This window comes from Streptomyces venezuelae (genome assembly GCF_008642295.1).
Taxonomy (GTDB): domain Bacteria; phylum Actinomycetota; class Actinomycetes; order Streptomycetales; family Streptomycetaceae; genus Streptomyces; species Streptomyces venezuelae_C.
The window spans coordinates 7,070,923-7,092,854 of sequence record NZ_CP029190.1; the positions used below are offsets into that span (position 1 = coordinate 7,070,923).

24 protein-coding genes are annotated in these 21,932 nt (G+C 71.8%); 18 read left to right on the forward strand and 6 right to left on the reverse strand.

Features of this window, described 5'->3' with window-relative positions; all coding sequences use genetic code 11:
- The first annotated feature begins 132 nt into the window (after positions 1-132).
- From DEJ50_RS31580 to DEJ50_RS31595, 4 genes are all read left to right on the forward strand, one after another.
- Positions 133-1,518, forward strand: coding sequence for an amidohydrolase family protein (locus DEJ50_RS31580; RefSeq protein ID WP_150211463.1), 1,386 nt, complete (start codon positions 133-135; stop codon positions 1,516-1,518).
- An 85-nt stretch (positions 1,519-1,603) separates the two neighbouring features.
- Complete coding sequence (locus DEJ50_RS31585; protein WP_150211464.1) at positions 1,604-1,783, forward strand: hypothetical protein; 180 nt, start codon at positions 1,604-1,606, stop codon at positions 1,781-1,783.
- Between the two features lie 98 nt (positions 1,784-1,881).
- Positions 1,882-2,985: a PP2C family protein-serine/threonine phosphatase gene (locus tag DEJ50_RS31590; RefSeq protein WP_150211465.1), complete on the forward strand. Its 1,104-nt coding sequence runs from the start codon at positions 1,882-1,884 to the stop codon at positions 2,983-2,985.
- Between the two features lie 43 nt (positions 2,986-3,028).
- A complete protein-coding gene (locus DEJ50_RS31595; RefSeq protein WP_150211466.1) occupies positions 3,029-3,457 on the forward strand; it encodes a pyridoxamine 5'-phosphate oxidase family protein in 429 nt (142 codons plus the stop codon).
- 6 nt (positions 3,458-3,463) lie between these two features.
- On the opposite strand, the gene DEJ50_RS31600 is transcribed toward DEJ50_RS31595, so the two are convergent.
- From DEJ50_RS31600 to DEJ50_RS31610, 3 genes are all read right to left on the reverse strand, one after another.
- The gene (locus DEJ50_RS31600; protein WP_150211467.1) at positions 3,464-4,066 is read right to left on the reverse strand and encodes an isochorismatase family protein; all 603 of its coding nucleotides are present in this window, start codon (positions 4,064-4,066) and stop codon (positions 3,464-3,466) included.
- A gap of 38 nt (positions 4,067-4,104) precedes the next feature.
- Positions 4,105-5,097, reverse strand: a complete 993-nt coding sequence (locus DEJ50_RS31605; protein ID WP_150211468.1) for a GlxA family transcriptional regulator — start codon at positions 5,095-5,097, stop codon at positions 4,105-4,107.
- 67 nt (positions 5,098-5,164) lie between these two features.
- Positions 5,165-6,562 (reverse strand): M64 family metallopeptidase, encoded by a 1,398-nt coding sequence (locus DEJ50_RS31610; protein ID WP_150211469.1) that lies wholly within the window; start codon positions 6,560-6,562, stop codon positions 5,165-5,167.
- Between the two features lie 159 nt (positions 6,563-6,721).
- Here DEJ50_RS31610 and DEJ50_RS31615 point away from each other — a divergent pair, with 159 nt between their 5' ends.
- Positions 6,722-8,050 carry a helix-turn-helix domain-containing protein gene (locus DEJ50_RS31615; RefSeq protein WP_150211470.1) on the forward strand — a complete coding sequence of 443 codons (1,329 nt, stop codon included), beginning with the start codon at positions 6,722-6,724 and terminating at the stop codon, positions 8,048-8,050.
- A 27-nt stretch (positions 8,051-8,077) separates the two neighbouring features.
- Here the strand turns inward: DEJ50_RS31615 and DEJ50_RS31620 are convergent, their stop codons facing one another.
- A complete protein-coding gene (locus DEJ50_RS31620; RefSeq protein ID WP_150211471.1) occupies positions 8,078-9,520 on the reverse strand; it encodes a hypothetical protein in 1,443 nt (480 codons plus the stop codon).
- Between the two features lie 134 nt (positions 9,521-9,654).
- Here DEJ50_RS31620 and DEJ50_RS31625 point away from each other — a divergent pair, with 134 nt between their 5' ends.
- Genes DEJ50_RS31625 through DEJ50_RS31635 form a run of 3 tightly spaced genes read left to right on the forward strand, consistent with a single transcriptional unit; the run spans position 9,655 to position 11,323 of the window.
- Positions 9,655-10,104, forward strand: a complete 450-nt coding sequence (locus DEJ50_RS31625; protein WP_223837987.1) for a hypothetical protein — start codon at positions 9,655-9,657, stop codon at positions 10,102-10,104.
- On the forward strand, positions 10,098-10,340 hold the full coding sequence (locus DEJ50_RS31630) for a helix-turn-helix transcriptional regulator (protein ID WP_150211472.1): 243 nt from the start codon (positions 10,098-10,100) through the stop codon (positions 10,338-10,340). The genes DEJ50_RS31625 and DEJ50_RS31630 overlap by 7 nt, the downstream gene beginning before the upstream one ends.
- A complete protein-coding gene (locus tag DEJ50_RS31635) occupies positions 10,337-11,323 on the forward strand; it encodes an NAD(P)-dependent alcohol dehydrogenase (protein ID WP_150211473.1) in 987 nt (328 codons plus the stop codon). The genes DEJ50_RS31630 and DEJ50_RS31635 overlap by 4 nt, the downstream gene beginning before the upstream one ends.
- Here DEJ50_RS31635 and DEJ50_RS31640 read toward each other — a convergent pair.
- Together DEJ50_RS31640 and DEJ50_RS31645 are read right to left on the reverse strand one after the other, a co-directional pair.
- On the reverse strand, positions 11,301-11,828 hold the full coding sequence (locus DEJ50_RS31640; protein ID WP_223837988.1) for a hypothetical protein: 528 nt from the start codon (positions 11,826-11,828) through the stop codon (positions 11,301-11,303). The genes DEJ50_RS31635 and DEJ50_RS31640 overlap by 23 nt on opposite strands.
- Positions 11,829-11,928: 100 nt before the next feature.
- Entirely contained in the window at positions 11,929-12,417 is a 489-nt protein-coding gene (locus DEJ50_RS31645; protein ID WP_223837989.1) for a phosphate-starvation-inducible PsiE family protein, read from the reverse strand.
- A gap of 193 nt (positions 12,418-12,610) precedes the next feature.
- On the opposite strand from DEJ50_RS31645, the gene DEJ50_RS31650 reads away from it, so the two are divergent.
- The 10 genes from DEJ50_RS31650 to DEJ50_RS31690 all read left to right on the forward strand — a co-directional run bounded on the left by DEJ50_RS31650 (position 12,611) and on the right by DEJ50_RS31690 (position 21,931).
- Positions 12,611-14,404: a hydrogenase maturation protein gene (locus DEJ50_RS31650; protein ID WP_150211475.1), complete on the forward strand. Its 1,794-nt coding sequence runs from the start codon at positions 12,611-12,613 to the stop codon at positions 14,402-14,404.
- 40 nt (positions 14,405-14,444) lie between these two features.
- Positions 14,445-15,545, forward strand: coding sequence for a hydrogenase expression protein HypE (locus DEJ50_RS31655; protein ID WP_150211476.1), 1,101 nt, complete (start codon positions 14,445-14,447; stop codon positions 15,543-15,545).
- A 71-nt stretch (positions 15,546-15,616) separates the two neighbouring features.
- The gene (locus tag DEJ50_RS31660) at positions 15,617-17,398 is read left to right on the forward strand and encodes a nickel-dependent hydrogenase large subunit (RefSeq protein WP_150211477.1); all 1,782 of its coding nucleotides are present in this window, start codon (positions 15,617-15,619) and stop codon (positions 17,396-17,398) included.
- Complete coding sequence (locus tag DEJ50_RS31665) at positions 17,395-17,979, forward strand: NifU family protein (protein WP_150211478.1); 585 nt, start codon at positions 17,395-17,397, stop codon at positions 17,977-17,979. Before DEJ50_RS31660 ends, DEJ50_RS31665 begins: the two co-directional genes overlap by 4 nt.
- Positions 17,976-18,650 carry a DUF5947 family protein gene (locus tag DEJ50_RS31670; protein ID WP_150211479.1) on the forward strand — a complete coding sequence of 225 codons (675 nt, stop codon included), beginning with the start codon at positions 17,976-17,978 and terminating at the stop codon, positions 18,648-18,650. The genes DEJ50_RS31665 and DEJ50_RS31670 overlap by 4 nt, the downstream gene beginning before the upstream one ends.
- Positions 18,647-19,315, forward strand: a complete 669-nt coding sequence (locus DEJ50_RS31675) for a DUF6084 family protein (protein ID WP_150211480.1) — start codon at positions 18,647-18,649, stop codon at positions 19,313-19,315. Before DEJ50_RS31670 ends, DEJ50_RS31675 begins: the two co-directional genes overlap by 4 nt.
- On the forward strand, positions 19,312-20,721 hold the full coding sequence (locus DEJ50_RS31680) for a hypothetical protein (RefSeq protein ID WP_150211481.1): 1,410 nt from the start codon (positions 19,312-19,314) through the stop codon (positions 20,719-20,721). The genes DEJ50_RS31675 and DEJ50_RS31680 overlap by 4 nt, the downstream gene beginning before the upstream one ends.
- Positions 20,718-21,263 carry a hydrogenase maturation protease gene (locus DEJ50_RS31685; RefSeq protein WP_150211482.1) on the forward strand — a complete coding sequence of 182 codons (546 nt, stop codon included), beginning with the start codon at positions 20,718-20,720 and terminating at the stop codon, positions 21,261-21,263. Before DEJ50_RS31680 ends, DEJ50_RS31685 begins: the two co-directional genes overlap by 4 nt.
- 10 nt (positions 21,264-21,273) lie before the next feature.
- Positions 21,274-21,390 (forward strand): DUF6893 family small protein, encoded by a 117-nt coding sequence (locus DEJ50_RS35655; protein WP_411757654.1) that lies wholly within the window; start codon positions 21,274-21,276, stop codon positions 21,388-21,390.
- A gap of 145 nt (positions 21,391-21,535) precedes the next feature.
- Positions 21,536-21,931 (forward strand): hydrogenase maturation nickel metallochaperone HypA, encoded by a 396-nt coding sequence (locus DEJ50_RS31690; protein WP_150211483.1) that lies wholly within the window; start codon positions 21,536-21,538, stop codon positions 21,929-21,931.
- The last annotated feature ends 1 nt before the right edge of the window (position 21,932 follow it).

The window sequence follows — 21,932 nt, forward strand, 5'->3', positions numbered from 1 at the left end:
CCGCCCGGTTCAACGACCGACCGGCCGCGGGGTTATGCCCGGCGCCGACCCGAGCCGGTGGAAACGGAAATCCATTACCGCTGGCCGGAAACATCCCTTGCCGAGGGGCGATGCGCGCGGGATACCACCTCCATGACGGATTCTTCGCACCCGAGCCGCCGAAGCGTCCTCGCCGGCCTCGGCAGCATTCCCCTGATCACGGCCACCCCCCGCTACCGGCCCGCCGCAGCCCCCGGCGGCAGCACCCTGCTCCGCGGTGCCGAACTGATCCTCACCATGGACCCCGTCCTCGGGGAGGGGACGCTGGGCGCCCTTCCCCGCGCCGACCTGCTGATCCGGGACGGCAGGATCGAGTCCGTGGGCCCGCGCCTGACGGCCCCGCCCGGCACCCGCGTGGTGGACGTCAGCGGCCGTGCGGTCCTGCCCGGATTCGTGGACGTCCACAACCACCTCTGGCAGTCCAGCATCCGCGGCGGCTGCACCGCACACGACCTGTACGGATGGCTGCGCACCTGCAACGGCCCCACCCTCGGACGCATCGACCCGGCGGACATGTACCGCTTCGTCCGCCTCGCCGCCCTGGACGTCCTCCAGACCGGGGTGACCACCGTCGTCGACTGGGTCCACCCCGTCCCGTACGACACCGGCGAGCGCTACATCCGCGCCCTGGACGACTCCGGGCTCCGGTTCGTCTACGCGATGTCGCAGGACATCGCGGACGCGGATCTCGTCACCCGCGTCAAGAAGGAACTCCTGGACCCGCTGCCGCTCGCCTCGGCCCAGGTGGCCGTCCATGCCCGGATGCCCGACCTCGGCCTGCTGCGCCACTTCCACGGGCTGGCCCGCGAGCTGGGCGTGATGCTCAACTCGCACGTCCTGGAGCACCGGGCCGACCGCGCGGACGACCCGGTCGGCGCGCTGCGCCTGGCCGGCGCCTTCGGTCCGGACCTGCTGATGAACCATGCCGTCCACCTCACCGACGAGGAGGTCTCCCTGGCCGCCGAACACGACGTACGGGTGGCCCACTGCCCCCTGAGCAACATGCGGCTGGCCTCGGGCATCATGCGGCTGCCCGCCCTGTACGCCCGCGGTGTGAAGACCGGACTCGGCCAGGACGGCGGCGCCAACGACACCTCCGACATGTTCGCCCTGATGAAGGCCGCGGTCGGCCTCCAGCGGGCGCTGCACCAGAACGCGGAGGTCCACCCCACCCTTGCGGCCGTCCTGCGGATGGCGACCCTCGGGGGCGCCGAGTGCATCGGCATGGCCGACCGCGTGGGCTCACTGACCCCCGGCAAACGCGCCGACGTGATCGTCCTCGATCCGGCGGCGCTCAATTTCGCGCCCCGCCGGGACTGGATCGCGCAGATCGTCCTGAACGGCCGGCCGTCCAATGTCAGCCATGTCTTCGTGGACGGCAGGATGCGCAAGGCCGGCGGCGAGCTCGTCGGCGTCGACACGCACACCGTGCTGCGCGAGGCGGAGCAGGCCGCCGCCCGTCTTCCCGACATGCCGTGACGGATTCCCGCCGTCCGGGGACACGGTTGTGTCGGGTGGAGCAGGCGGAGCTGCCCGGGAGCGGCGGTGGTGGTCGGATCGCTCCATGAAGGATCCGTTCGCCTGCGAAGAGCAGGCCCTGCTCGCACCGTCCGCCCCCGCCGACCGGGCGGCTGCCCGCCGGACGGTCGCCGCCCGCGCCGTCGACCGGGCGGAGCTGCTGCTGCTCATCGACATGCTGGGCCTGCACCCCGAACACGACCGCCCCGATGAACCGGGCCGCTGAAGCCCCCCTGCGTGCGGGTGCCTTTCCCGCCCGCAGGGCAACAGCGGCAGGTTTCGGACGGCATTGCGGTGTATGCAGGAGGGATGGACATCCGTCGGATGCGTGTGAGCCATCAGCGGCCGGGGGATTTCGGTCACGCGCTGCTGGTGGTCCCGCTCGCCTTGATCGCCTTCGTCACCGTGGTCGACATCCTGGCCCCGCCGGAGGTCCATCTCGGCCCGTTCCTGGTGGCCGCCCCCGCCCTGACCGCGTCGTTCGCCGGCCCGCGGGCCACCGGAATCGTCGGCGCGATCGCGGTCCTGGCCCAGGTCGTGGTCGCGATGGTGCGCACCAGCCTCACCGACCTGAACCACACCTTTCAGATCACCGCGCTCATTCTGATCTCCGTGATCGTCACCTTCTTCGCCCATCTCCGGGAAGTCCACGAGAGGGAACTGCTGCAGTTGCGCACGGTCGCGGAGACCGCGCAGCAGGTGGTCCTGCGCCCGCTCCCGGAACGGCTCGGCCCGTTGCGGATCGCCTCCCTGTACCTGGCCGCCGAGGCGGAGGCGCAGATCGGCGGTGACCTGTACGCCGCCACCCGGACAGCCCGCGGGACCCGGCTGATCATCGGTGACGTACGGGGCAAGGGTCTGGACGCGGTCGGCGATGCCGCCCTCGTCCTCGGCGCCTTCCGCGCGGCCGGCCACCAGGAGGGCGATCTGCCGGGGCTGGTGGCCTATCTGGAGCGCGCGGCCACACCGGACTGGGACCATGCCGACGTCCTGAGCAGCGGTACGGCGGCCCCGGGCGAGAGCTTCGTGACCGCCGCCGTGCTCGACGTCCCCGACGACGAGCCGTCGCTGCGGCTGGTCAGCTGCGGCCACCCGCCGCCGTTGCTGCTGCGGGACCGCCGGGTCCTGACCCTGGACGTGGCCCACCCGGCGCCGCCCCTGGGCCTGGCCGGCCTGGTGGAGTCCCGGGTCACCGCCGAGGAGTTCGCCTTCGAGCCCGGTGACCTCGTACTGCTGTGCACCGATGGAGTACTCGAGGCACGGGACGAGGCCGGCCGGTTCTACCCGCTCGTGGAACGCCTCGCCGGCTTCCCCTGCACGGGCCCGCAGGACCTGCTCGACCGGCTCCGCAGCGATCTGCTCGCCCATGCGGTGGGCGGGTTCCTCGGGGACGACGCCGCCATGGTCGCGATCCAGCGGCTAACGTGAGCCCTGTCCGAGGACCGGCTCCGAGCGATGTGGAGACATCGTCATGGCCCTGTCGATCGCAGAGCGCGAGGCCTTCCTCGCCGAACCCCACATCGGATCCCTGGCCGTCGCCCGCCCGGACGCGGACCGGGCCCCGCTGGTCGTGCCGATCTGGTACGTCTACCAGCCCGGCGGCGACCTGTGGGTGGTGACCGCTGTGGACTCCGTCAAGGCGCGGTTGCTGGCCGGGGCCGGCCGCTTCTCCCTTTTGGCCGAACGCGTCACTCCGACGATCCGCTACGTTTCCGTCGAGGGCGCGATCGTGTCCACCGCGCCCACCACCAAGGACGAGATGCGGACCGTCGCCGCCCGCTATCTGCCCCCGGCGGCCCTGGAGGCCTACCTGGAGCTCTCGGCCCGTGAATACGGCCCCCAGCAGACCGTCCGGATGCGCCCGGAGCACTGGCTCTCCGCCGACTTGGGCAGCATCTGAACCCGGTCAGCCGATGAGGTGCCCGACCGTGGGGGCCACCGGGCCGAAGAGGTCGGCGATGGCGGTCAGGCTCCCGGTCTGGAGGGTGGCCGCCGGTACGGTGCTGCCGTCGGGGGCGGTCAGGGAGCGGGTCGCGGTCGCCTCGGCGACGACGGTGGGCCGGTAGCCCAGGTTGAAGGCCCCTTGGGCGGTGAAGGTGATGCACATGTGGGTCATAAACCCGGCCAGCACCAGCTCGGGTCCGGCGTCCAGGCTGCGCAGGGTCTTCTCCAGGTCGGTGGCGTGGAAGGCGTTGGGGAACCGCTTGACCACGACCGGCTCGCCGTCGGCCGGCGCCACCTCGGGGCTGATGGCCCCGATCTCCGCGCGGATGTCGTACGGAGTGCCCTCGCCGCCGTCGTTGACCACGTGGACGACCGGGGTGCCGGCCGAGCGGGCAGCGGCGAGCAGCCGGGCCCCGGCGGCCAGGGCGGGCTCGGCGCCTTCGAGGGCCATCACGCCGCTGCGGTAGGTGTTCTGGAAATCGATCATGATCAGGGTGGTGTCGGCGAGGCGGGGCAGCGTGTTGTCGAGGCCGCTGAGGGCGCGCAGGGTGAGGGAGGCGGTCATGGAAAGGTCGTTCCTTCCGACTGGGGTTCAGCTGGGGTTCAGCTGGTGCAGGAAGTGGTGCGGAAGCGGCGGCGGTAGGAGGCCGGCGTGGTGTTGATCTGCTTCCGGAAAGCGCGGTGCAGTGTTTCGACCGAACCGAGCCCGGTGGCCGCCGCGATCTGCTCCAGTGACCGGTCGGTGGTCTCCAGAAGCCGGCGGGCCGCTTCGACCCGGGCGGCCTCCACATAGGCGGCCGGACTGCTGCCGGTCTCCTGCCGGAAGACCCGGGCGAAATGGCGTTCGCTCAGGCACAGGTGACCGGCCAGCACCGGCGCGGACAGATCCTCGTCGAGGTGCTCGGTGATGAAGGTGCGCAGCTCGTCGATGTCCCTGCGGGCCGGTGCGGGCCGGCTCAGCGGGACGCTGAACTGGCTCTGGCCGCCCTGCCGCCGGAGATAGACCACCAGCTGCCGGGCCACGCTCAGCGCCAGTTCCTCGCCGTGGTCCTCGGCCACCAGGGCCAGCGCCAGGTCCAGGCAGGTGCTGATGCCCGCGCCGGTCCACACCCGTCCGGACCGCACGAAGATCGGATCGGCGTCCACCCGCACCCGGGGGTGCTCGGCGGCGAGTTGTGCCGCGGTCGACCAGTGGGTGGTCGCCCGGCGCCCGTCGAGCAGCCCGGCCGCCGCGAGCAGGTGCGCGCCCACGCACACGGATGCGATCCGCCGGGCGTGGGGGGCGGTGTTCCGTACCCACTCCACCACGGCTTCGTCGACCCGGGCCACCGGGCCGTCCGGGTGCAGGTCCACCGCGCCGGGCACCAGCAGGGTGTCCACTGCGGCGCCCACGTCGGCGAAGGCCAGGTCGGCCAGCAGCCGTACGCCGGCGGAGGTGACGACCGGTCCGGCATCGGGGCCGGCCAGCCGGACCTCGTACCCGGACCGGCCCCCGGTCTCCCGGTTGGCCAGGGCGAACACCTCGGCCGGGCCGGTGACATCGAGCAGGTCGACATCCGGGAAGACCGCGATGACGACTCGGTGGGGAGTGGGCATGCACCCATCGTCACCGCAGCCCCTGACGACTGCAATGACGGCAATCTGTCACATCCGGCCATGCTCGTCAGAGGCGGACCCGCCATTCGACCGTGGTGCCCAGGGTGCGGGCGATCTCCGGGTCCCGCACCGACGGGGTGCGGTCCTCGACCCGTACCGACAGCCGGTGCGTCCGCAAGTCGATGAGAGACAGGCCCAGTTCGGCCACCCGCACCCGGGTCCGGCCCGCGAAGGGCCGCAGCTCCCGGCCGTCCAGGTACCAGCGTACGGAGAACCGCTGCGCGGCCGGCGCCGGCAGCCGGGGCAGGGCGACCGCCGCCGCCTGGTGGCCGCGCAGCGTGCGTCCGGTGGGGGTGAGGGCGGTGGCCGGCCGTGCGTGGCGGTAGAAGCCGGCGATCATCGCCTCGACCCCGGGCAGGTTGAACGGCCGCTCCAGCACGCGCATCAGCGAGTTCTCGGTGGGTCGGTTCAGCCCGGTCACAAAGTAGCCGCCGCCTTCGTACGCACCGACCGTGCCTCCGTCCGGGGAGATTTCGCCCAGCCAGCGATGCCACTTCTCGCGGCGCTCGGCCATCGTGGCGGCGTCCTGTACGGACACGTTCGGCTCGGCCGGTTCGCGACCGGTGTACCGCTCGTAGTCCGGCAGACCGGGGTAGAAGTATTCGTCCGCCAGCCGGCCCAGCGAGTGGCCGGTTTCGTGGACGGCGACCTGCCCGGACTTCGGGTTGCGCGCCGAGGCCGTCGCGATGCCGTCGTAACCGAGGCTCTGGCTGGCCTCGTTGTAGCCGGCCCCGCCGTACTTGGCGCTGTTCGCCAGGACCAGTACCAGATCGGCGTCGGGCACCCGGGCCACGTACCCGTCGACCTTCTCCTGGTCGACGCAGAGCAGCCGCTCGATGTCCCCGCACCAGAAGTACGAGCCCAGCGCGGTGTCCCGCACGGTGTCCCGGGCCGGGTCGCCGGTCACCCCGGACTCGCGGGAGACCGCATCGACCGTCCACACGTTGAACAGCCCCTGGTACGTCGTGTAGGGCTCGACGGCCGCCAGCTCCGCCCACTTCGCCTGCGCGTCGGCACGGAACCGCGCCAGCTCCTCCGCCGTATAGCCGTCCCCGACCACGACCACGTCGAGCCGGTCGGCGGAGGGACCGTTGTCGATCATCTTGGCGACCGTGCCGTCCGCCTCCCGGGCCGGGGCGGACAGGCGTCCGGTGGGCACGCCCCGGCCCGCGGCGGGCACCAGGGCGTGCCCCGATCCGGCGGCCGTGCCGTTCTCGGGGCCGGGTATCTCCACCTCCACCAAGGCGTGCGGCCCCGGTTCGGCCCGAGGAGCCGGCGGCGGTCCGGCCGAGGCGGTACCGGGCCCGGCGGCGAGTGCGGCAAGTGTGACGAGTGCGGCGACGGTGGCCGCGGCCACCCTCGCCGACGACGGCAGGGCATGGCGGCGACGCTGGGTCGTACGCATGGGATCCTCCCCGGACACGAAGTTAATCAGCGAGTTAAGCGAACTGAACCAGCCGCTTAAACTAGGGCGGGGCCGGGGGGCCGCGCAATGATCGCGCGCCTTCGAATGCTGATGAATACTGGTGAATGTCGGGGGAGTTGAACGAACAGGGGGTTCCCGGTGGACCAACCGGCCGAGATCGGCCGACGGGTGCAGCAGCTGCGCACCCGCGGCGGTATGACCCAGCGGCAGCTCGCCGAGCCCGCCTACAGCGCGGCCTACATCTCCACCCTGGAGTCCGGCCGCGTCCGTCCCTCCGAAACGGCGCTGCGCTTCCTCGCCACCCGCCTCGGCACCACCTACGAGGAACTCGCCACCGGCCGCCCCGCCCACCTGGCCACCGAACTCAGGCTCGCCCTGACCGACGCGCAGCGGACACTGGCCACCGGCGCGGCCGACGAGGCGGCCGGCCACTACCGGAGCCTGCTCGCCGAGGCGGAACGCCTGGAACTGCCCGCAGAACAGGCCGAGGCGCAGCTGGGCCTCGGCGACTGCGCCCTGGAATCCGGTGAACTTCCCGCGGCACGCGGTCACTTCGCCGCGGCCGAGGCGCTGCTGTCCGGCGAACCACTGCCGCGCCGGGCCCGCGCCATCCGCGGCCGGGCCGTCGCCCACCTCCTCGCGGGGGAGCTCCGGTACGCCTGCTACCTGCTCGAATCGACCATCGAGGAGCTGGAAGCCCGCGGCCTGGCCGACCCCGAGGCGCTGGTGATGCTGTACGCGGCCGTCATCAGCCCGTACATCGACATGGGTGCGCACGCCCGCGCGGCCCATGCCGCCGAAACGGCCCTCGCCCTGGCCCCGCAGGTCGGCGATCCCGCCCTGGTGGCCGGGATGCACCGGCAGGTGGCCCGGACCTTCCTCGCCGAGGGGCGCACCGCCGACGCCGACGCCTCGCTCGCCAAGGCCCAGTCGATGTACCGGCAGCTCCGGCTGGCCACCGACCTCGCGCACTGTCACTGGATGCGCGGCTACGTCAAGGCCCAGAGCGGAGAACTCACCGCTGCCGAGGAGGAGTTGCGTACGGCCCGGAGTATTCTCGCCGCCCGGCGGGCCGCCCTCTACACCGCACAGGTGGAGGTCGAGCTGGCCGATGTCCTGCGCCGCCTCGGCCGGCACGGGGAGGCCGCCGAGCTCCTGTCCGGCGTACTGGACCTGGACGACCACCACGGCGCCGTGCACGCCGGCGGGGCCCACCGGCTCCTCGGCCTCATGGCCGAGGAGCGCGGTGACACCGAAGCGGCCGAGGAGCACTACGTACGTGCCCTGGCCCTGCTGGAACGCAGCGGGGCCACCGGTGACCTCGCCGACCTGTGCCGGCTCCTGGGTGATCTGCTGCGCCGTGCGGGCCGGACCGAGGCCGCCCTCGACGCGTACCGCACCGGCCTGGGCCACCGGGCCGCCATCGGCACCACCACCCTGGGCCCGGCTCCGCCCGGCCCCTGCTGAGCGCTGCGGCGGTGGCGGTGGCAGTGGTTACGGCCGGGCCAGGATGTCGGCCATCCGGTGCGCGTAGATCACCCGCCCGCAGGGGGAGCCGGTGTCCGTGCAGGTCGCGTCCGCGGTGTCCATCCGGTGCTCGGACAGGGACCAGAGGTACTGTGTGCCGCCGCCCGGCCGGCTCTGCCCGTGCTCGACGTACAGGTCCTCGGGGCCGACGGCATTGGTGATGTTGCCGCCGAGGTCCACCAGCCGGGCCCCGGAGACCTGGGCGCGCCGCAGGCTGCCGCTGTTGTTGAGGTAGCTGCGGTTGAAGTAGTACACACCGTTGTAGCGGGCCGCGCCCTGGGTGAGGTCACGGGGCAGGTGGAACGCGCTCGTTGCGGCGACCGTGCCGTTCACCGTCTTGAGCAGTCCGGTGGTGTCGTCGATCGGCAGCGCACCGACCCGCCCCTTCTCGGGGTGGTTCTCGTCGGAGTTGCAGTACTCGCCCATGATCAGCGCCGGTGCCGCGGGGTCGCTGCGGTCGACCGATATGTACGAGGCCTTCGGCGCGCCGGTCGCCACACAGGTCCCGTCGGAGGTGTTGCCCTGGGCGCCGGCGAACGTGTAGGAGGCCACCTGCGGCATCACATAGCGGTAGGTGTGGCTGTAGTAGACGTTGTTCTGCCGGCCGATCTTCGTCTCGTCCCGGACGTTGCTCTTCAGTCCGTCGAGGGTGGTGTCGTCCGCCGAGGCGTCCTGGTCGGGGTTGAGGTCCAGGACCGCACGCATGTCGAAGACCCGCAGGCCCTTCAGGGTGTCCGCGACGTAGAGGTGGTTCTTGTACCAGGCGATGCCTCCGGCGTGGACGTCGACGGCCCGGTAGGAGATGTGCCGGTAGGAGTTGTAGTACGGCTCGACCAGCAGGACATGGCGGTACCGGCGGCCCTCGGGGTCGCCGGGTACCGCGGTCTCCGGGTCGAGGAACGACAGCCGGACTCCCTTGTCGTGGCAGGTGGCGGGGTCCGACTCGCACAGGGCCTGGCCCGCCTTGTCGTACCAGGCGGTGACCAACGGCTTGCGGGTGCCCCAGAGTTCGTCGGCCTGGGCGTCCGAAACACCGGTGATGCCCTGGGGTATCCATTCCCGGGTGTCGGAGTCGCCGCCGTCCCAGCAGAACTTCCGCGCCGGGGCGAGGACCGTGCCGCTGTCGCCCGTACCGAAGGGGTCGGCGGTGCAGGAAGTGCCCGTCTTCGCAACCCGGTTGCCCTGGTCGAGAAGGGCCTGGACGCCCTGCGTGGGGAGGGCCGCCTTCAGGGCGGCCACCTGGCCGTTCAGATCAGGCCCGGGCTTGAGGTTGAAGGAGGAGGCGACGGCCGGGTCGCCCGGGGCGGCCTGCGCGGGGGAGCCGGCCACCGGAACGGCGAGGACCGCCGCGGCCAGCACGGCGGCCCAACTGGCAGGCCGGAAAACGGGAATACGGGTGGACCAAGTCATTCCGTGATCATTCCAACCCGGAGGTTCCCGCGTCCAGCGACAGTGGTCCGGGACCGGTGCTCCTCGCGCCATGTCAAGAAACCTTGACACCATGTCAAGCCTTGCTTACTTTCAAGGTGTCAAAGGTTCTTTACATGGCAGCGGGAGCGTTCATGCCCCTCGAAGAGAAACGTGCCTGGAGTATGGGCCTGGTCACGATGGCCGCCTACCTCGGCTACCTGGCGGCGGTCCTCGGCCGGACGGACGGTGACGCCGGCTTCACGCAACTTCCCTATATATCGCCGATGTTGTCGTCCATCGGCGCTGCGATCGGCGCCTCGATCCTGATCCACATCGTGCTGGACCTCACCTCGGGGGAGCGCGGGCAGAAGACCGACCAACGGGACCGGGAGATCGGCCGGTTCGGGGAACACGCCGGCCAGGCGTTCGTGGTCATCGGCGCGGTCGCGGCACTGGTCATGGCGATGGCCGAGGTGGACCACTTCTGGATCGCCAACGCCGTCTACCTGGCCTTTGCCCTGTCCGCGGTGCTCGGCTCCGCAGCCAGAATCTTCGCATACCGCCGGGGCTTCCAGCCGTGGTGAAGTCCACCAGGATCACCAACAGCATCCGGTCCCTGCGGTTCGCCCACGGCGAGATGACCCAGGCACAACTGGCCGAGCACATCGGCGTGACCCGGCAGACCGTCATCGCCATCGAGAAGGGCCGCTATTCCCCCTCCCTCGAGATGGCCTTCCAGATCGCCCGGGTCTTCAAGGTCTCCCTCGAAGAGGTCTTCCAGTACCCGGACCATGTGAACGACGAGGAGGAGTCACCGTGAAGGCGATCGTGCAGGACGTGTACGGCTCCGCGGACGTGCTCCGGCTCGCGGAGGTGGACCGGCCCGCACCCCGCGACGACGAGGTCCTCGTCCGGGTGCACGCAGCCGGGGTGGACGCCGGGGTCTGGCACCTCATGACGGGTCTGCCCCGCCTGCTCCGGCCGGCCTACGGACTGCGCAGGCCCCGTCACCGCACCCCCGGCATGGACCTCGCGGGACGGGTCGAGGCGGTCGGCCGGAACGTCACCCGGTTCCGGCCGGGCGACGAGGTGTTCGGGATCGGCCGCGGCACCTTCGCCGAGTACGCCTGCGCCCCCGAGCGCAAACTCGCGCCGAAACCCGCCGGCCTCACCTTCGAACAGGCCGCTGCGGTCCCGGCGTCCGCCCTCACCGCCCTCCAGGCCCTGCGGGACCGGGGGCAGGTGCGCCCGGGCGCGAAGGTCCTGGTCATCGGCGCCGCCGGGGGAGTGGGCACGTACGCGGTACAGCTGGCCCGGGCGCTCGGCGCCGAGGTCACCGGCGTGTGCAGCACGGGCAAGACCGCGCTGGTCCGCTCGATCGGCGCGGACCATGTGGTCGACTACACCCGCGAGGACATCACGGACGGCACCCGCCGCTACGACCTCATCCTCGACATCGCGGGAAACCGCCGGCTGTCACGCCTGCGGCGGGCCCTCACCCCCACCGGCACGCTCGTCCTCGTCGGCGGTGACGGCGGTCCTTGGCTGGGCGGCACCGACCGGCTGCTCCGCGCCCCGCTGCTGTCCGCGGTCGTGCGTCAGCGGCTGCGGGTGCTGGTCTCGGCGGAGCGCCACCAGGACCTGCTGGTCCTGACCGGGCTCATCGAGTCCGGGCGGGTGACACCGGTCGTCGACCGGACGTACCCGCTCGAAGAGACCCCCGAGGCCATCCGGCGGCTGGCGGACCGCCGGGCCCTCGGCAAGGTGGTCGTCACCGTGGTCAGTAGTCGAGCGAGTACGTGACGTCCTTCGGGACCGGCGCGGGCGCGGTGTCGGTGTAGAGCAGCCGGATCGTGGTGAAGCGCAGGGTGTCGGGGTGCTCGGGCCAGGGCTTCGGATGGGCCAGGGTCACCGTCACCGGGTAGGGGTGGAAGCGGCCCGCTGCGCAGTAGGGGCGGCAGTCGTTCACCAGGTCGGTGCCGGTGGCCGTCGCGGTCCGTGGCCCCCAGTTCTCCCAGCGCAGCCGGACGAGCTGGTTGTTGCCGTCTCCGCAGGCCAGCAGGTACTGCTCGGGGCGTACCTGGGGTTTGGAGAAGCAGTCGACGACCACGACCGGCGCCGGGGCGGGCCGGGGCGTCTGCGCGGCACCCGGCGCGGCGCCCGCGGTCAGGACCGCCGCGGCGCCGCAGAGCAGTGCGGCCGTCCGCAGCGCGGACGCGGACCGGGATGCGCGCGACCGGGATGCGCGCGACCGGGATGTGCGCGACCGGGATGTGCGTGTGGGCCTGCCGTCTCCTGAAGTGTCCACGGGACCCTCCTCGCCCGTCCGTCACGGCCATGCCCAGCTTCCCCCATCCGGACCAACCCCGCACCCGCTGGGCCCCGCGCCCCCGCCGCCGCCCTCGCCCTCACCTGTCCTGCAGGGCCGCCTCCGGACGGTCGTCTTCCGCCAGCGCCCGGCGCCAGATGAACAGGGCCAGCGCCATCACCAGGATCAGCCCCGTCAGGATGAGCAGCTCGATGCCCTGCACCTTCCACTGGAACGACTGCTCCGACTCCGCGGTCACGATGAGCACCTTCCGGACGCCCGCGATCATGCCGACCACCAGGAAGGGTTCCGCGTTCAGCGTCCGGTTGCGGATGGTCAGGCGCACCGTGTGCAGCAGCTCGGCCACGATGAACAGCACCAGGCTGCTGTCCAGCGCCGTCAACACGATCGCCTGCTCGTCGTACGGCCCTCTGATGGCGTTCACGACATCGCTGACGACTCCGAACGCCAGCAGGGCGGCCAGCAGCACCAGGAACGCCGCGACGACCAGGTGAATGGCGTCCTCGGCCACCTGCAGGGCGCTCTGCACCCGGGCGCCCCGGATCTTGTCGGACAAAGCAGCGGCCATGGACCGCATGCTAGGTCCGCCGCCCCGGCCGCAGCTGCTCGCAGCGCCGGTGGGCGCCCGTCTGCTCGGCGTTCGTGTGACCTGACCGCCCGGGGTCGCCGCATTCGCCGCCGGGTGCCGCAGAATCGCAAGCGGCCGGAGCCCGTCCGGTCACCGCCACAAGCGGGCCGCCTGCCGGCACGGAGGGGTTGCCATGCACATCCTGCTGGTCGCAAGTGCCTTCAACAGCCTCACCCAGCGCGTCCACGCCGAACTGCGCGACCACGGCCACAGCCTGACGGTGTGCCTCGCCCACGACGACGCGTCCCTCCGTGAGACCGTCGCCCGCTGCGCACCGGACCTCGTCCTGGCGCCCATGCTGAAGCGGGCCATCCCCGAAGACGTATGGGCCGCCCACACCTGCCTCGTCGTCCATCCCGGCCCGGTGGGCGACCGCGGGCCCTCCTCCCTCGACTGGGCCGTCCACGAGGGCGCGACCCGCTGGGGCGTCACCGTGCTCCAGGCCAACGCCGAGATGGACGCGGGCGACGTATGGGCCTCGGAGGCCTGCCCCGTCCCGCCCGTGGGCAAGAGCGACCTGTACCGCAACGAGGTGTCCGACGCCGCCGTGGCAGCGGTGCTCTCGGCCGTGGAACGGTTCGCCTCCGGAACGTACATCCCCCGCCCACAGCGCGGCGGCACGGGCACCGGGGTCGCCGCGGTCACCGCCCGGACCAGGCCGTACTTCAGCCAGGGGCTCCGCCGTATCGACTGGGAGGCGGACGGCACCGACACGGTCCTGCGCACGCTGCGCGCCGCCGACTCCCGGCCCGGGGTACTCGACGAACTGCTCGACGGCCAGTGGTTCCTGCACGGCGGGCACCCCGAGGACCAACTCACCGGCCGCCCGGGGGAGCTGCTGGCCACCAGGAACGGGGCGGTCTGCCGGGCCACGGCCGACGGCGCCGTGTGGATCCCCGAGATGCGGGCCCGGCGCGCCCCCGGAGGTCCCGCCACCGTCAAACTCCCGGCCGTCCTGGCACTCGGCGCCGAACGGCTGGGCCGGGTGCCCGGGCTGCGCGAACACCCGGCACCCGTGGACGACTCCGCGCGCCGGGGCCGCACCTGGTCCGACATCCGGTACCGGGAGGAGGGCGGAGCGGGCTTCCTCTCCTTCTCCTTCCCCGGCGGGGCCATGAGCACCGCGCACTGCCGCCGCCTCCTGGACGCCTACCGGGCGGCCTGCTCCCGGCCCACCTCGGTCCTGGTGCTCGGCGGCAGCCGGGACTTCTTCTCCAACGGGATCCATCTCAACGTCATCGAGGCGGCCGAGGACCCGGGAGCCGAATCCTGGGCCAACATCAACGCCATGGACGACCTCGTCGAGGCCGTCCTCACGACCACCGACCGGCTGGTGGTCGCCGCCGTGGGCGGCAACGCAGCCGCCGGCGGGGTGATGCTGGCCCTGGCCGCCGACGAGGTGTGGTGCAGGTCGGGGGCGGTCCTCAACCCGCACTACCGCCTGATGGGCCTGTACGGCTCGGAGTACTGGACCCACACCCTGCCCCGCCGGGTCGGTCCCGCCGCGGCCGGCCGGCTCACCCGGGAGGCCCTGCCGGTGAGCGCCGCGGCCGGGCAGCGGCTCGGCCTGGTGGACCGGACGCTGGCCTGCCCGCCGGAGGAGTTCGCCGGGGAGGTCCGCCGGCTCGCCACCCACCTGGCCGCATCACCCGCCACCCAGGCGAGGACCGCCGCCAAGAAGGGGGAGCGGGAGCGGCAGGAGGCGGACCGGCCGCTGGCCGCATACCGCGAGGAAGAACTGGCGCGGATGCACCGCACCTTCTTCGACCCGGAGGCCCCCTACCACGCGCTGCGCCGGGCGTTCGTACGCAAGGAGCCGGCCGGCGGAACGCCTCCGCACATCGGTGCGACGCTGCCCGGGCGGCCCGGTGGCGTGCTGTCGCGGGGTGACCGGCCGCCTGCTATCAAGAAGTGCGAAGGACGATAACTCCTATTTTCATTGGATTCCTCCCTGAGGAGGCTGCGCGATGAATGCAGCGACGCCGACCACCACCACCAGCACGACCGAGACCTCCGGAGCCGCTGCGGCCTCGGCCGAGGAAGAGACCCCCATCCACATCCTCTGGATCAATGCGGGGCTGAGCTGCGACGGCGACTCGGTGGCCCTGACCGCCGCGATGCAGCCGAGCATCGAGGAGATCGTGCTCGGGGTACTGCCCGGCCTGCCGAAGATCGCCGTCCACTGGCCCCTGATCGACTTCGAGTGCGGCCCGGTGGGCGGCGCGGACACGTTCATCGAGTGGTTCTTCAAGGGCGAGCGCGGGGAAATCGACCCCTTCGTCCTGGTGGTCGAGGGGTCCATCCCCAACGAGTCCATCAAACCCGAGGGCTACTGGTGCGGGTTCGGGGACGACCCGGAGACCGGCCAGCCCATCACCACCAGCGAGTGGATCGACCGGCTGGCCCCCAAGGCGCTCGCCGTGGTCGCGATCGGCACCTGCGCCACCTACGGCGGAATCCACGCCATGTCCGGCAACCCCACCGGCGCCATGGGAGTGCCCGACTACCTGGGCTGGGACTGGAAGTCCAAGGCCGGCATCCCCATCGTGTGCGTCCCCGGCTGCCCGATCCAGCCCGACAACTTCTCCGAGACGCTGACCTACCTGCTCTACCAGGCCGCCGGAGCCGCCCCGATGATCCCCCTGGACGACAAGCTCCGTCCGACCTGGCTGTTCGGGGCCACGGTGCACGAGGGCTGCGACCGCGCCGGGTACTACGAGCAGGGCCAGTTCGCCACCGCGTACGACTCGCCCCAATGCCTGGTCAAGCTCGGCTGCTGGGGCCCCGTCGTCAAGTGCAACGTACCCAAGCGCGGCTGGATGAACGGGATCGGCGGCTGCCCCAACGTCGGCGGCATCTGCATCGCCTGCACGATGCCCGGCTTCCCCGACAAGTTCATGCCGTTCATGGACGAACCCGCCGGCGCCAAGGTCTCCAGCAAAGCCAGCGGCGCGTACGGAGCCGTGGTCCGCAGGCTCCGCGAGATCACCATCCGGACCGTGGACAAGGAACCGAAGTGGCGCCGCACCGGAGAACGGCTGACCACCGGCTACCGGCCGCCCTGGTGACCCGGCCGGCCTCCCTCCCGCGTGACCCGAGCCCCAGCAAAGATGACCTGAAGAAGGGCGCAGCACACACGATGGCACCGAAGACAAAGCCCGGCGACGGCAGTGGTCTGGTGGAGATGGCCTGGGATCCGATCACCCGGATCGTGGGCAGTCTCGGCATCCACACAAAGATCGACTTCAAGCAGAAGCGCGTGGCGGAGTGCTACAGCACCTCCTCCGTCTTCCGCGGCTACAGCGTCTTCATGCGCGGCAAGGACCCCCGCGACGCGCACTTCATCACCAGCCGCATCTGCGGGATCTGCGGCGACAACCACGCCACCTGCTCCGTGTACGCGCAGAACATGGCCTACGGGGTGAAGCCCCCGCACCTCGCCGAGTGGATCATCAACCTCGGAGAGTCCGCGGAGTACATGTTCGACCACAACATCTTCCAGGAGAACCTGGTCGGGGTCGACTACTGCGAGAAGATGGTCCGCGAGACCAACCCCGGAGTCCTGGAACTCGCCGAACGCACCGAGGCCCCGCACGCCGGCGAACACGGCTACCGCACCATCGCCGACATCATGCGCTCCCTCAACCCCATCGAGGGCGAGTTCTACCGCGAAGCCCTCCAGGTCAGCCGCTACACCCGGGAGATGTTCTGCCTGATGGAGGGCCGCCATGTGCACCCCTCCACGCTCTACCCCGGTGGCGTCGGCACCATCGCCTCCGTCCAATTGTTCACGGACTACATGAGCCGCCTGATGCGGTACGTGGAGTTCATGAAGCGGGTCGTCCCGCTCCACGACGACCTCTTCGACTTCTTCTACGAGGCCCTCCCCGGCTACGAGGAGGTCGGCCGCCGGCGCGTGCTGCTCGGCTGCTGGGGAGCGCTCAACGACCCCGAGTACTGCGACTTCACCTACGCCAACATGACCGACTGGGGACGGAAGATGTTCGTCACCCCGGGCGTCATCGTGGACGGAAAACTGGTCACCAACGACCTCACCCAGATCAACCTCGGCATCAGGATCCTGCTCGGCAGCTCCTACTACGAGGACTGGGAGGGCCAGGAGCAGTTCGTCACCCGCGATCCGCTCGGCAACCCCGTCGACCCGCGCCACCCCTGGAACCAGCACACCATCCCGGCGCCGCAGAAGCGGAACTTCGACGACAAGTACAGCTGGGTGATGTCCCCCCGCTGGTTCGACGGCAAGGACCACCTGGCACTGGACACCGGCGGCGGCCCCATCGCCCGGCTGTGGTCCACCGCCCTGTCCGGGCTGGTCGACATCGGGTACGTCAAGGCCACCGGCCACAGCGTGGTCATCACCCTGCCGCGCACCATGACCAAGCCCGAGACCCGCTTCGAGTGGAAGATCCCGCAGTGGAGCAACGCGCTGGAACGCAACCGCGCGCGCACCTACTTCCAGGCGTACGCCGCCGCCGTCGCCCTGCACTGCGCCGAGAAGGGCCTGGAGGAGGTCCGCGCCGGACGCACCCAGACCTGGGAGAAGTTCGAGGTGCCGGACGAGTCCATCGGCGTCGGCTTCACCGAGGCCGTACGCGGTGTGCTCTCCCACCACATGGTCATCCGGGACGGCAAGATCGCCAACTACCACCCCTACCCGCCGACTCCGTGGAACGCCAGCACCCGCGACACCTTCGGCACCCCCGGCCCGTACGAGGACGCCGTCCAGAACACCCCCATCTTCGAGGAGAACCCGCCGGAGAACTTCAAGGGCATCGACATCATGCGCGCCGTGCGCAGCTTCGATCCCTGCCTGCCCTGCGGGGTCCACATGTACGTGGGCGGCGGCAAGACCGTGCAGAAGATGCACGTGCCGACCGGACTGAGCGGCCTGGGCGGATGAGCGCCCCGACCGCGCCGCGCCCCACGGCCCGGCAGGCCCCGAACGCGGAGCAGGCCGGACGGCGCGTCGAGGAGATCCTCGACCGCCTGGCCGCGGCCGGAGACCACCGGGCAGCAGCCTCGGCCGAGGAACTCGTCCGGGTGCTGATGGACTTCTACGGAGCCGGGCTGGCCCGGATCGTCGAACTGCTGGAAGACCAGGCCCCGCAGACCCCGCAGTCGCCGCTGCCCCGGCTGCTCGAGGACGAACTCGTCTCCGGCCTGCTGGTCCTGCACGACCTCCACCCCGAGGACACCGCCACCCGGATCGCCCGCGCCCTGGACGGCGTCCCACACCCCGTGGAGGTGGTGGAGTTCGACACCACGACCGGCACCCTGCGGCTCCGCTCCGCCGAGCCGTCGGGTGCGGGCTCGGGCTGCGGATGCCCGAGCACCGGCGAAGCCGTCCGGCAGGCCGTCGAAACCGCCGTGGCGGGCTTCGCCCCGGAGGTGAACCGGGTGGAGCTGGAACAGCCCACTGCCTCCTCCCGGCAGCCGGCCCTGCTCCAGATCGGCACCCGTCCGCCGGCGACGGCTTCGTGAGTACGCACCAGGCGGCGCGGCAGCGCCCGGCTGCCGCCGCCGCCCCCGGTGCCACGGGCCTGCGCCGGTTCACCGCACCGCGACCGCCGGAGCAGCAGCGGTGCGAACTGTGCGGCAGACCGGTCGCCGAACACGACCACCGGCACCTGGTGGACACCGAGCAGCGCGCCCTGACCTGCGCATGCACCCCCTGCGCCCTGCTGTTCACCCGGCCCGGCGCCGCGGGCGGCCGGTTCCGCACCGTCCCGGACCGCTATCTGACCGACCCGGACCACACCCTCGACGACACCGCCTGGGAACGCCTGCAGATTCCGGTCGGCGTCGCCTTCTTCTTCCGCAACGCCGCCCTCGACCGGCTGGTCGCCCTCTACCCCAGCCCGGCCGGCGCCACCGAGAGCGAACTCGACCCGTCGACCTGGCAGTCCGTACTCGGCGGCAGCCGCCTGACCCGGCTGCTCGAACCCGACGTGGAGGCCCTGCTGCTGCACCGCGAACACGGCCGCACCGAATGCCACCTCGTCCCGGTCGACATCTGCTACGAACTGGTGGGCCGGATGCGCCTGCTGTGGCAGGGATTCGACGGCGGAGCGGAGGCCCGGGCCGCGCTGACGGAATTCTTCGAACAGGTCCGGCAACGGGCCAGGGCGGCAGGGGAGGCGGAACCGTCATGACCGAACTCGCCTTCAGCTGCACCGGCGTACGCGCCGACCCCTACGCGGCCGGGCCCACCCTGGTCTTCCGGCTGCGCATCACGGCACCACCGCAGGAGCCGGTCCACGCCCTGGCGCTGCGCTGCCAGATCCGGATCGAACCGGCCCGGCGGAGCTACGAGGACCGGGAGGCGGCCGGACTGGCCGACCTCTTCGGTGAACGCTCACGCTGGGGCACCACCCTCCAGCCCGTGCAGTTCGCCCAGGTCCCCCTGATGGTCCCCGGCTTCACCGGCGAAACCGAGGCCGACCTCGTGGTGCCCTGCACCTACGACATGGACATCGCCGCCACCCGCTACTTCGAGGCCCTCTCAGGCGGCGAAGTGCCCCTGCTGATGCTCTTCTCCGGCACGGCGTTCACCGGACCCGGAGGCTTCCGCGTCCAGCCCGTGCCCTGGGACCGGGAGGCGACCTGCCGGATGCCCGTCGCGGTGTGGCGGGAGATGATCGAACAGCACTTCCCCGGCTGCGGCTGGATCCGGCTGCCCCGCGACACCATGGACGCGCTGCTCGCCTACCGCTCCCGGCACGCCCTGCCGTCCTGGGAGGCGACGCTGCGCGCGCTGCTGGAGGACGGCGCCGCGACGGCACTACTGCCGCGGGTCACCGAGAGGACCGCGACATGACCACCGCCGTGTTCGGACCCGAGACGGAGTCCCGGCTCGCCACCGCCCGGCAGGTCGCCGACGCCGTCCTCTTCGAGGGCTATGTGCTGTACCCGTACCGGGCGTCCGCGGCCAAGAACCGGCTGCGCTGGCAGTTCGGCGTCCTGGTGCCCCCCGCCTGGGGCACCGATGGTGCGGAGCACGCCTTCCAGCGCACCGAGGTCCTGATGGAACCCCGGGCGGACGCCACCCTGGCGGCCGAGGTGCGCTTCCTGCACGCCCGGCGGCGTACCGTCGAACAGGCCCGGCCGGACGGCACCTTCGAGACCGTGCCCGAACTCCACCTCCCCGACCGGGTCCTGGTCCCCTGGGACGAGGGGGACGAGCAGCGCGTCGAGGTCCTCACCACCGTCGCCGAACTGGCCGGCGACGGGATCGCCGTCCCCTTCAGCCGCCCGGCGACGGAGGAGTACGAGCCCGTCCACGACCCCGACGGCCGGCTGGTGGGCCGACTGGTCCGCCGGGGTGAGGAGGTGACCGGGGTCCTGCGGCTGTCCGCGACCGAACTCGACGGCCCCTACCGGGTGCTGAAGCTGACGGCCGTGGTCGAGAACACCGGCACCGGCAACGGCTACGCCGACCGGGACGCCGCCCTGCCGCACTCCCTGGTCTCCACCCACCTCCTGCTGTGCCTCGGCGCCGGCTCCTTCCTCTCCATGACGGACCCGCCGGAGTGGGCCAAGGCGGCGGTCGCCTCCTGCCGGAACAGCAACACCTGGCCCGTACTGGCGGGCGACCCCGGCCGCGCCGACCTGATGCTGTCCTCGCCGATCATCCTGGAGGACCACCCGGCCATCGCCCCGGAAAGCCCGGGAGCGCTCTACGACGCCACCGAGATCGACGAGATCCTCGCCCTGCGCACCGCCGCCCTCACGGACCGGGAGAAGCGCGAGGCCCGCGGGACCGACGCCAAGGCCGCCGCCGTGATCGACCTCGCCGACTCGATGCCCCCCGAGGTACTGGAACGGCTGCACGGAGCGGTCCGGGCCCTCCGGGAGATCACCGAACCCGGCAGACCGCCGGCCCCCGCCCATTTCGCCGACAGCCCCGGCACGCCCGACACCCCCTGGTGGGACCCCGCCGCCGATGCCGGCTTCGACCCCGCCACCGACCACGTCCTGGTCGACGGCCGCCACGTCACCGCGGGCAGCCGGGTGCAACTGCGCCCCGGGCTGCGCCGCACCGACGCCCAGGACCTGTTCCTGCACGGCCGCAACGCCCGGGTGGAAGCCGTACTCCACGACGTGGACGGCGGAACACACCTCGCGGTGACCGTCGAGGGGGACCCCGGCGCCGACATCCGCCGCGAACAGGGACGGTTCCTGTACTTCCGGCCGGACGAACTCGCCCCCCTGGAGGACACGTGACCACCGCGACCACCACGACCACCACCACGACCCGGACCCTGGTCGCCGGTGTCGGCAACATCTTCCTCGGCGACGACGGCTTCGGCGTGGAAGCGGTACGCGCCCTCGCCGCGCACGAACTGCCGCCCGGCGTCGAGGCCGTGGACATCGGCGTACGCGGCGTACACCTGGCATACCAGCTGCTCGACGGCTACGACACGCTCATCCTGATCGACGCCACCGCCCGCGGCGGCGACCCCGGAACCCTGTACCTGATCGAAGCCGGCCAACCCGGCGGCACCGAACCCCCGGCTGCCGTGCTCGACGGCCACCACATGTCACCCGATGCCGTACTGGCCCTGCTGGACACCCTGTGCGCCGGCACCGGATCGACCCCGCCGCGGCGCACGCTCGTGGTGGGCTGCGAGCCCGCCTCCGTGGAGGAGGGGGTGGGACTCAGCCCCGAGGTCGCCGCGGCCGTGCCCGAGGCGGTGCGGTGGGTCCTCGATCTGCTGGTCCCCGCGTCCGTACCCGGAACGGCCACCGGTCCGGCCGGGAAGTGAGGAGAACATCATGAAGAAGTCCGCCCTCGAAGGTGTCGGCGTGGCCGTCGCCCTCGTCGCCCTCGTCGCGATGATGAAGCAGGTCCTGCCCGACCTCCGGCGCTACCTCCGGATGCGCAGCATGTGACGCCCTCCGGGCTCGCCGCTGCACCGAATGGCGTATCCGCGCCGCCGGTACCGGCGAGCCACGGACTCCGCTCCGCCGGCCCGCCGTGTAATGGTGCCCGGCGGACGGGCCGCGCGTCGATCGGCCTCCGCCAGGACGGAGACCGATGCACGAGATGTCCATGGCCATGGCCGTCGTCGGCCAGGTCGAGGAGGCAGCCGCCCGGGCCGGCGGGGTCACCGCCGTCACCTCCGTCCGGCTCAGGGTGGGCGAACTCGCCGGAGTCGTCCCCGACGCCCTGGCGTTCTCCTTCGAACTCGCCTGCGCCGGCACCCTCCTGGAGGGCGCCGAACTGGTCACCGAAGCCGTACCGGGCCGGGCCCGCTGCGGCGCCTGCACGCACGAGTGGGCGGTCGGCATGCCGCCCGCGCTCTGCTGCCCGGAATGCGGGGCGGCGACCGCCGAACTCCTCGCGGGCCGTGAGCTGCAGATCGTCAGCGTGCGCTGGGAGGACGGCCCGGCCCCCGACCGCACCCGAGAACCGATCTCCGAGGAGCACTGAA

What these genes read in the sequence shown, in the direction of transcription:
- DEJ50_RS31580 (WP_150211463.1), top strand. Translation starts at nt 133, where the DNA reads ATGACGGATTCTTCGCACCCGAGCCGCCGAAGCGTCCTCGCCGGCCTC.
- DEJ50_RS31585 (WP_150211464.1), top strand. Translation starts at nt 1,604, where the DNA reads ATGAAGGATCCGTTCGCCTGCGAAGAGCAGGCCCTGCTCGCACCGTCC.
- DEJ50_RS31590 (WP_150211465.1), top strand. Translation starts at nt 1,882, where the DNA reads ATGCGTGTGAGCCATCAGCGGCCGGGGGATTTCGGTCACGCGCTGCTG.
- DEJ50_RS31595 (WP_150211466.1), top strand. Translation starts at nt 3,029, where the DNA reads ATGGCCCTGTCGATCGCAGAGCGCGAGGCCTTCCTCGCCGAACCCCAC.
- DEJ50_RS31600 (WP_150211467.1), bottom strand. Translation starts at nt 4,066, where the DNA reads ATGACCGCCTCCCTCACCCTGCGCGCCCTCAGCGGCCTCGACAACACG.
- DEJ50_RS31605 (WP_150211468.1), bottom strand. Translation starts at nt 5,097, where the DNA reads ATGCCCACTCCCCACCGAGTCGTCATCGCGGTCTTCCCGGATGTCGAC.
- DEJ50_RS31610 (WP_150211469.1), bottom strand. Translation starts at nt 6,562, where the DNA reads ATGCGTACGACCCAGCGTCGCCGCCATGCCCTGCCGTCGTCGGCGAGG.
- DEJ50_RS31620 (WP_150211471.1), bottom strand. Translation starts at nt 9,520, where the DNA reads ATGACTTGGTCCACCCGTATTCCCGTTTTCCGGCCTGCCAGTTGGGCC.
- DEJ50_RS31625 (WP_223837987.1), top strand. Translation starts at nt 9,655, where the DNA reads ATGGCAGCGGGAGCGTTCATGCCCCTCGAAGAGAAACGTGCCTGGAGT.
- DEJ50_RS31645 (WP_223837989.1), bottom strand. Translation starts at nt 12,417, where the DNA reads ATGGCCGCTGCTTTGTCCGACAAGATCCGGGGCGCCCGGGTGCAGAGC.
- DEJ50_RS31650 (WP_150211475.1), top strand. Translation starts at nt 12,611, where the DNA reads ATGCACATCCTGCTGGTCGCAAGTGCCTTCAACAGCCTCACCCAGCGC.
- DEJ50_RS31655 (WP_150211476.1), top strand. Translation starts at nt 14,445, where the DNA reads ATGAATGCAGCGACGCCGACCACCACCACCAGCACGACCGAGACCTCC.
- DEJ50_RS31660 (WP_150211477.1), top strand. Translation starts at nt 15,617, where the DNA reads ATGGCACCGAAGACAAAGCCCGGCGACGGCAGTGGTCTGGTGGAGATG.
- DEJ50_RS31665 (WP_150211478.1), top strand. Translation starts at nt 17,395, where the DNA reads ATGAGCGCCCCGACCGCGCCGCGCCCCACGGCCCGGCAGGCCCCGAAC.
- DEJ50_RS31675 (WP_150211480.1), top strand. Translation starts at nt 18,647, where the DNA reads ATGACCGAACTCGCCTTCAGCTGCACCGGCGTACGCGCCGACCCCTAC.
- DEJ50_RS31680 (WP_150211481.1), top strand. Translation starts at nt 19,312, where the DNA reads ATGACCACCGCCGTGTTCGGACCCGAGACGGAGTCCCGGCTCGCCACC.
- DEJ50_RS35655 (WP_411757654.1), top strand. Translation starts at nt 21,274, where the DNA reads ATGAAGAAGTCCGCCCTCGAAGGTGTCGGCGTGGCCGTCGCCCTCGTC.
- DEJ50_RS31690 (WP_150211483.1), top strand. Translation starts at nt 21,536, where the DNA reads ATGCACGAGATGTCCATGGCCATGGCCGTCGTCGGCCAGGTCGAGGAG.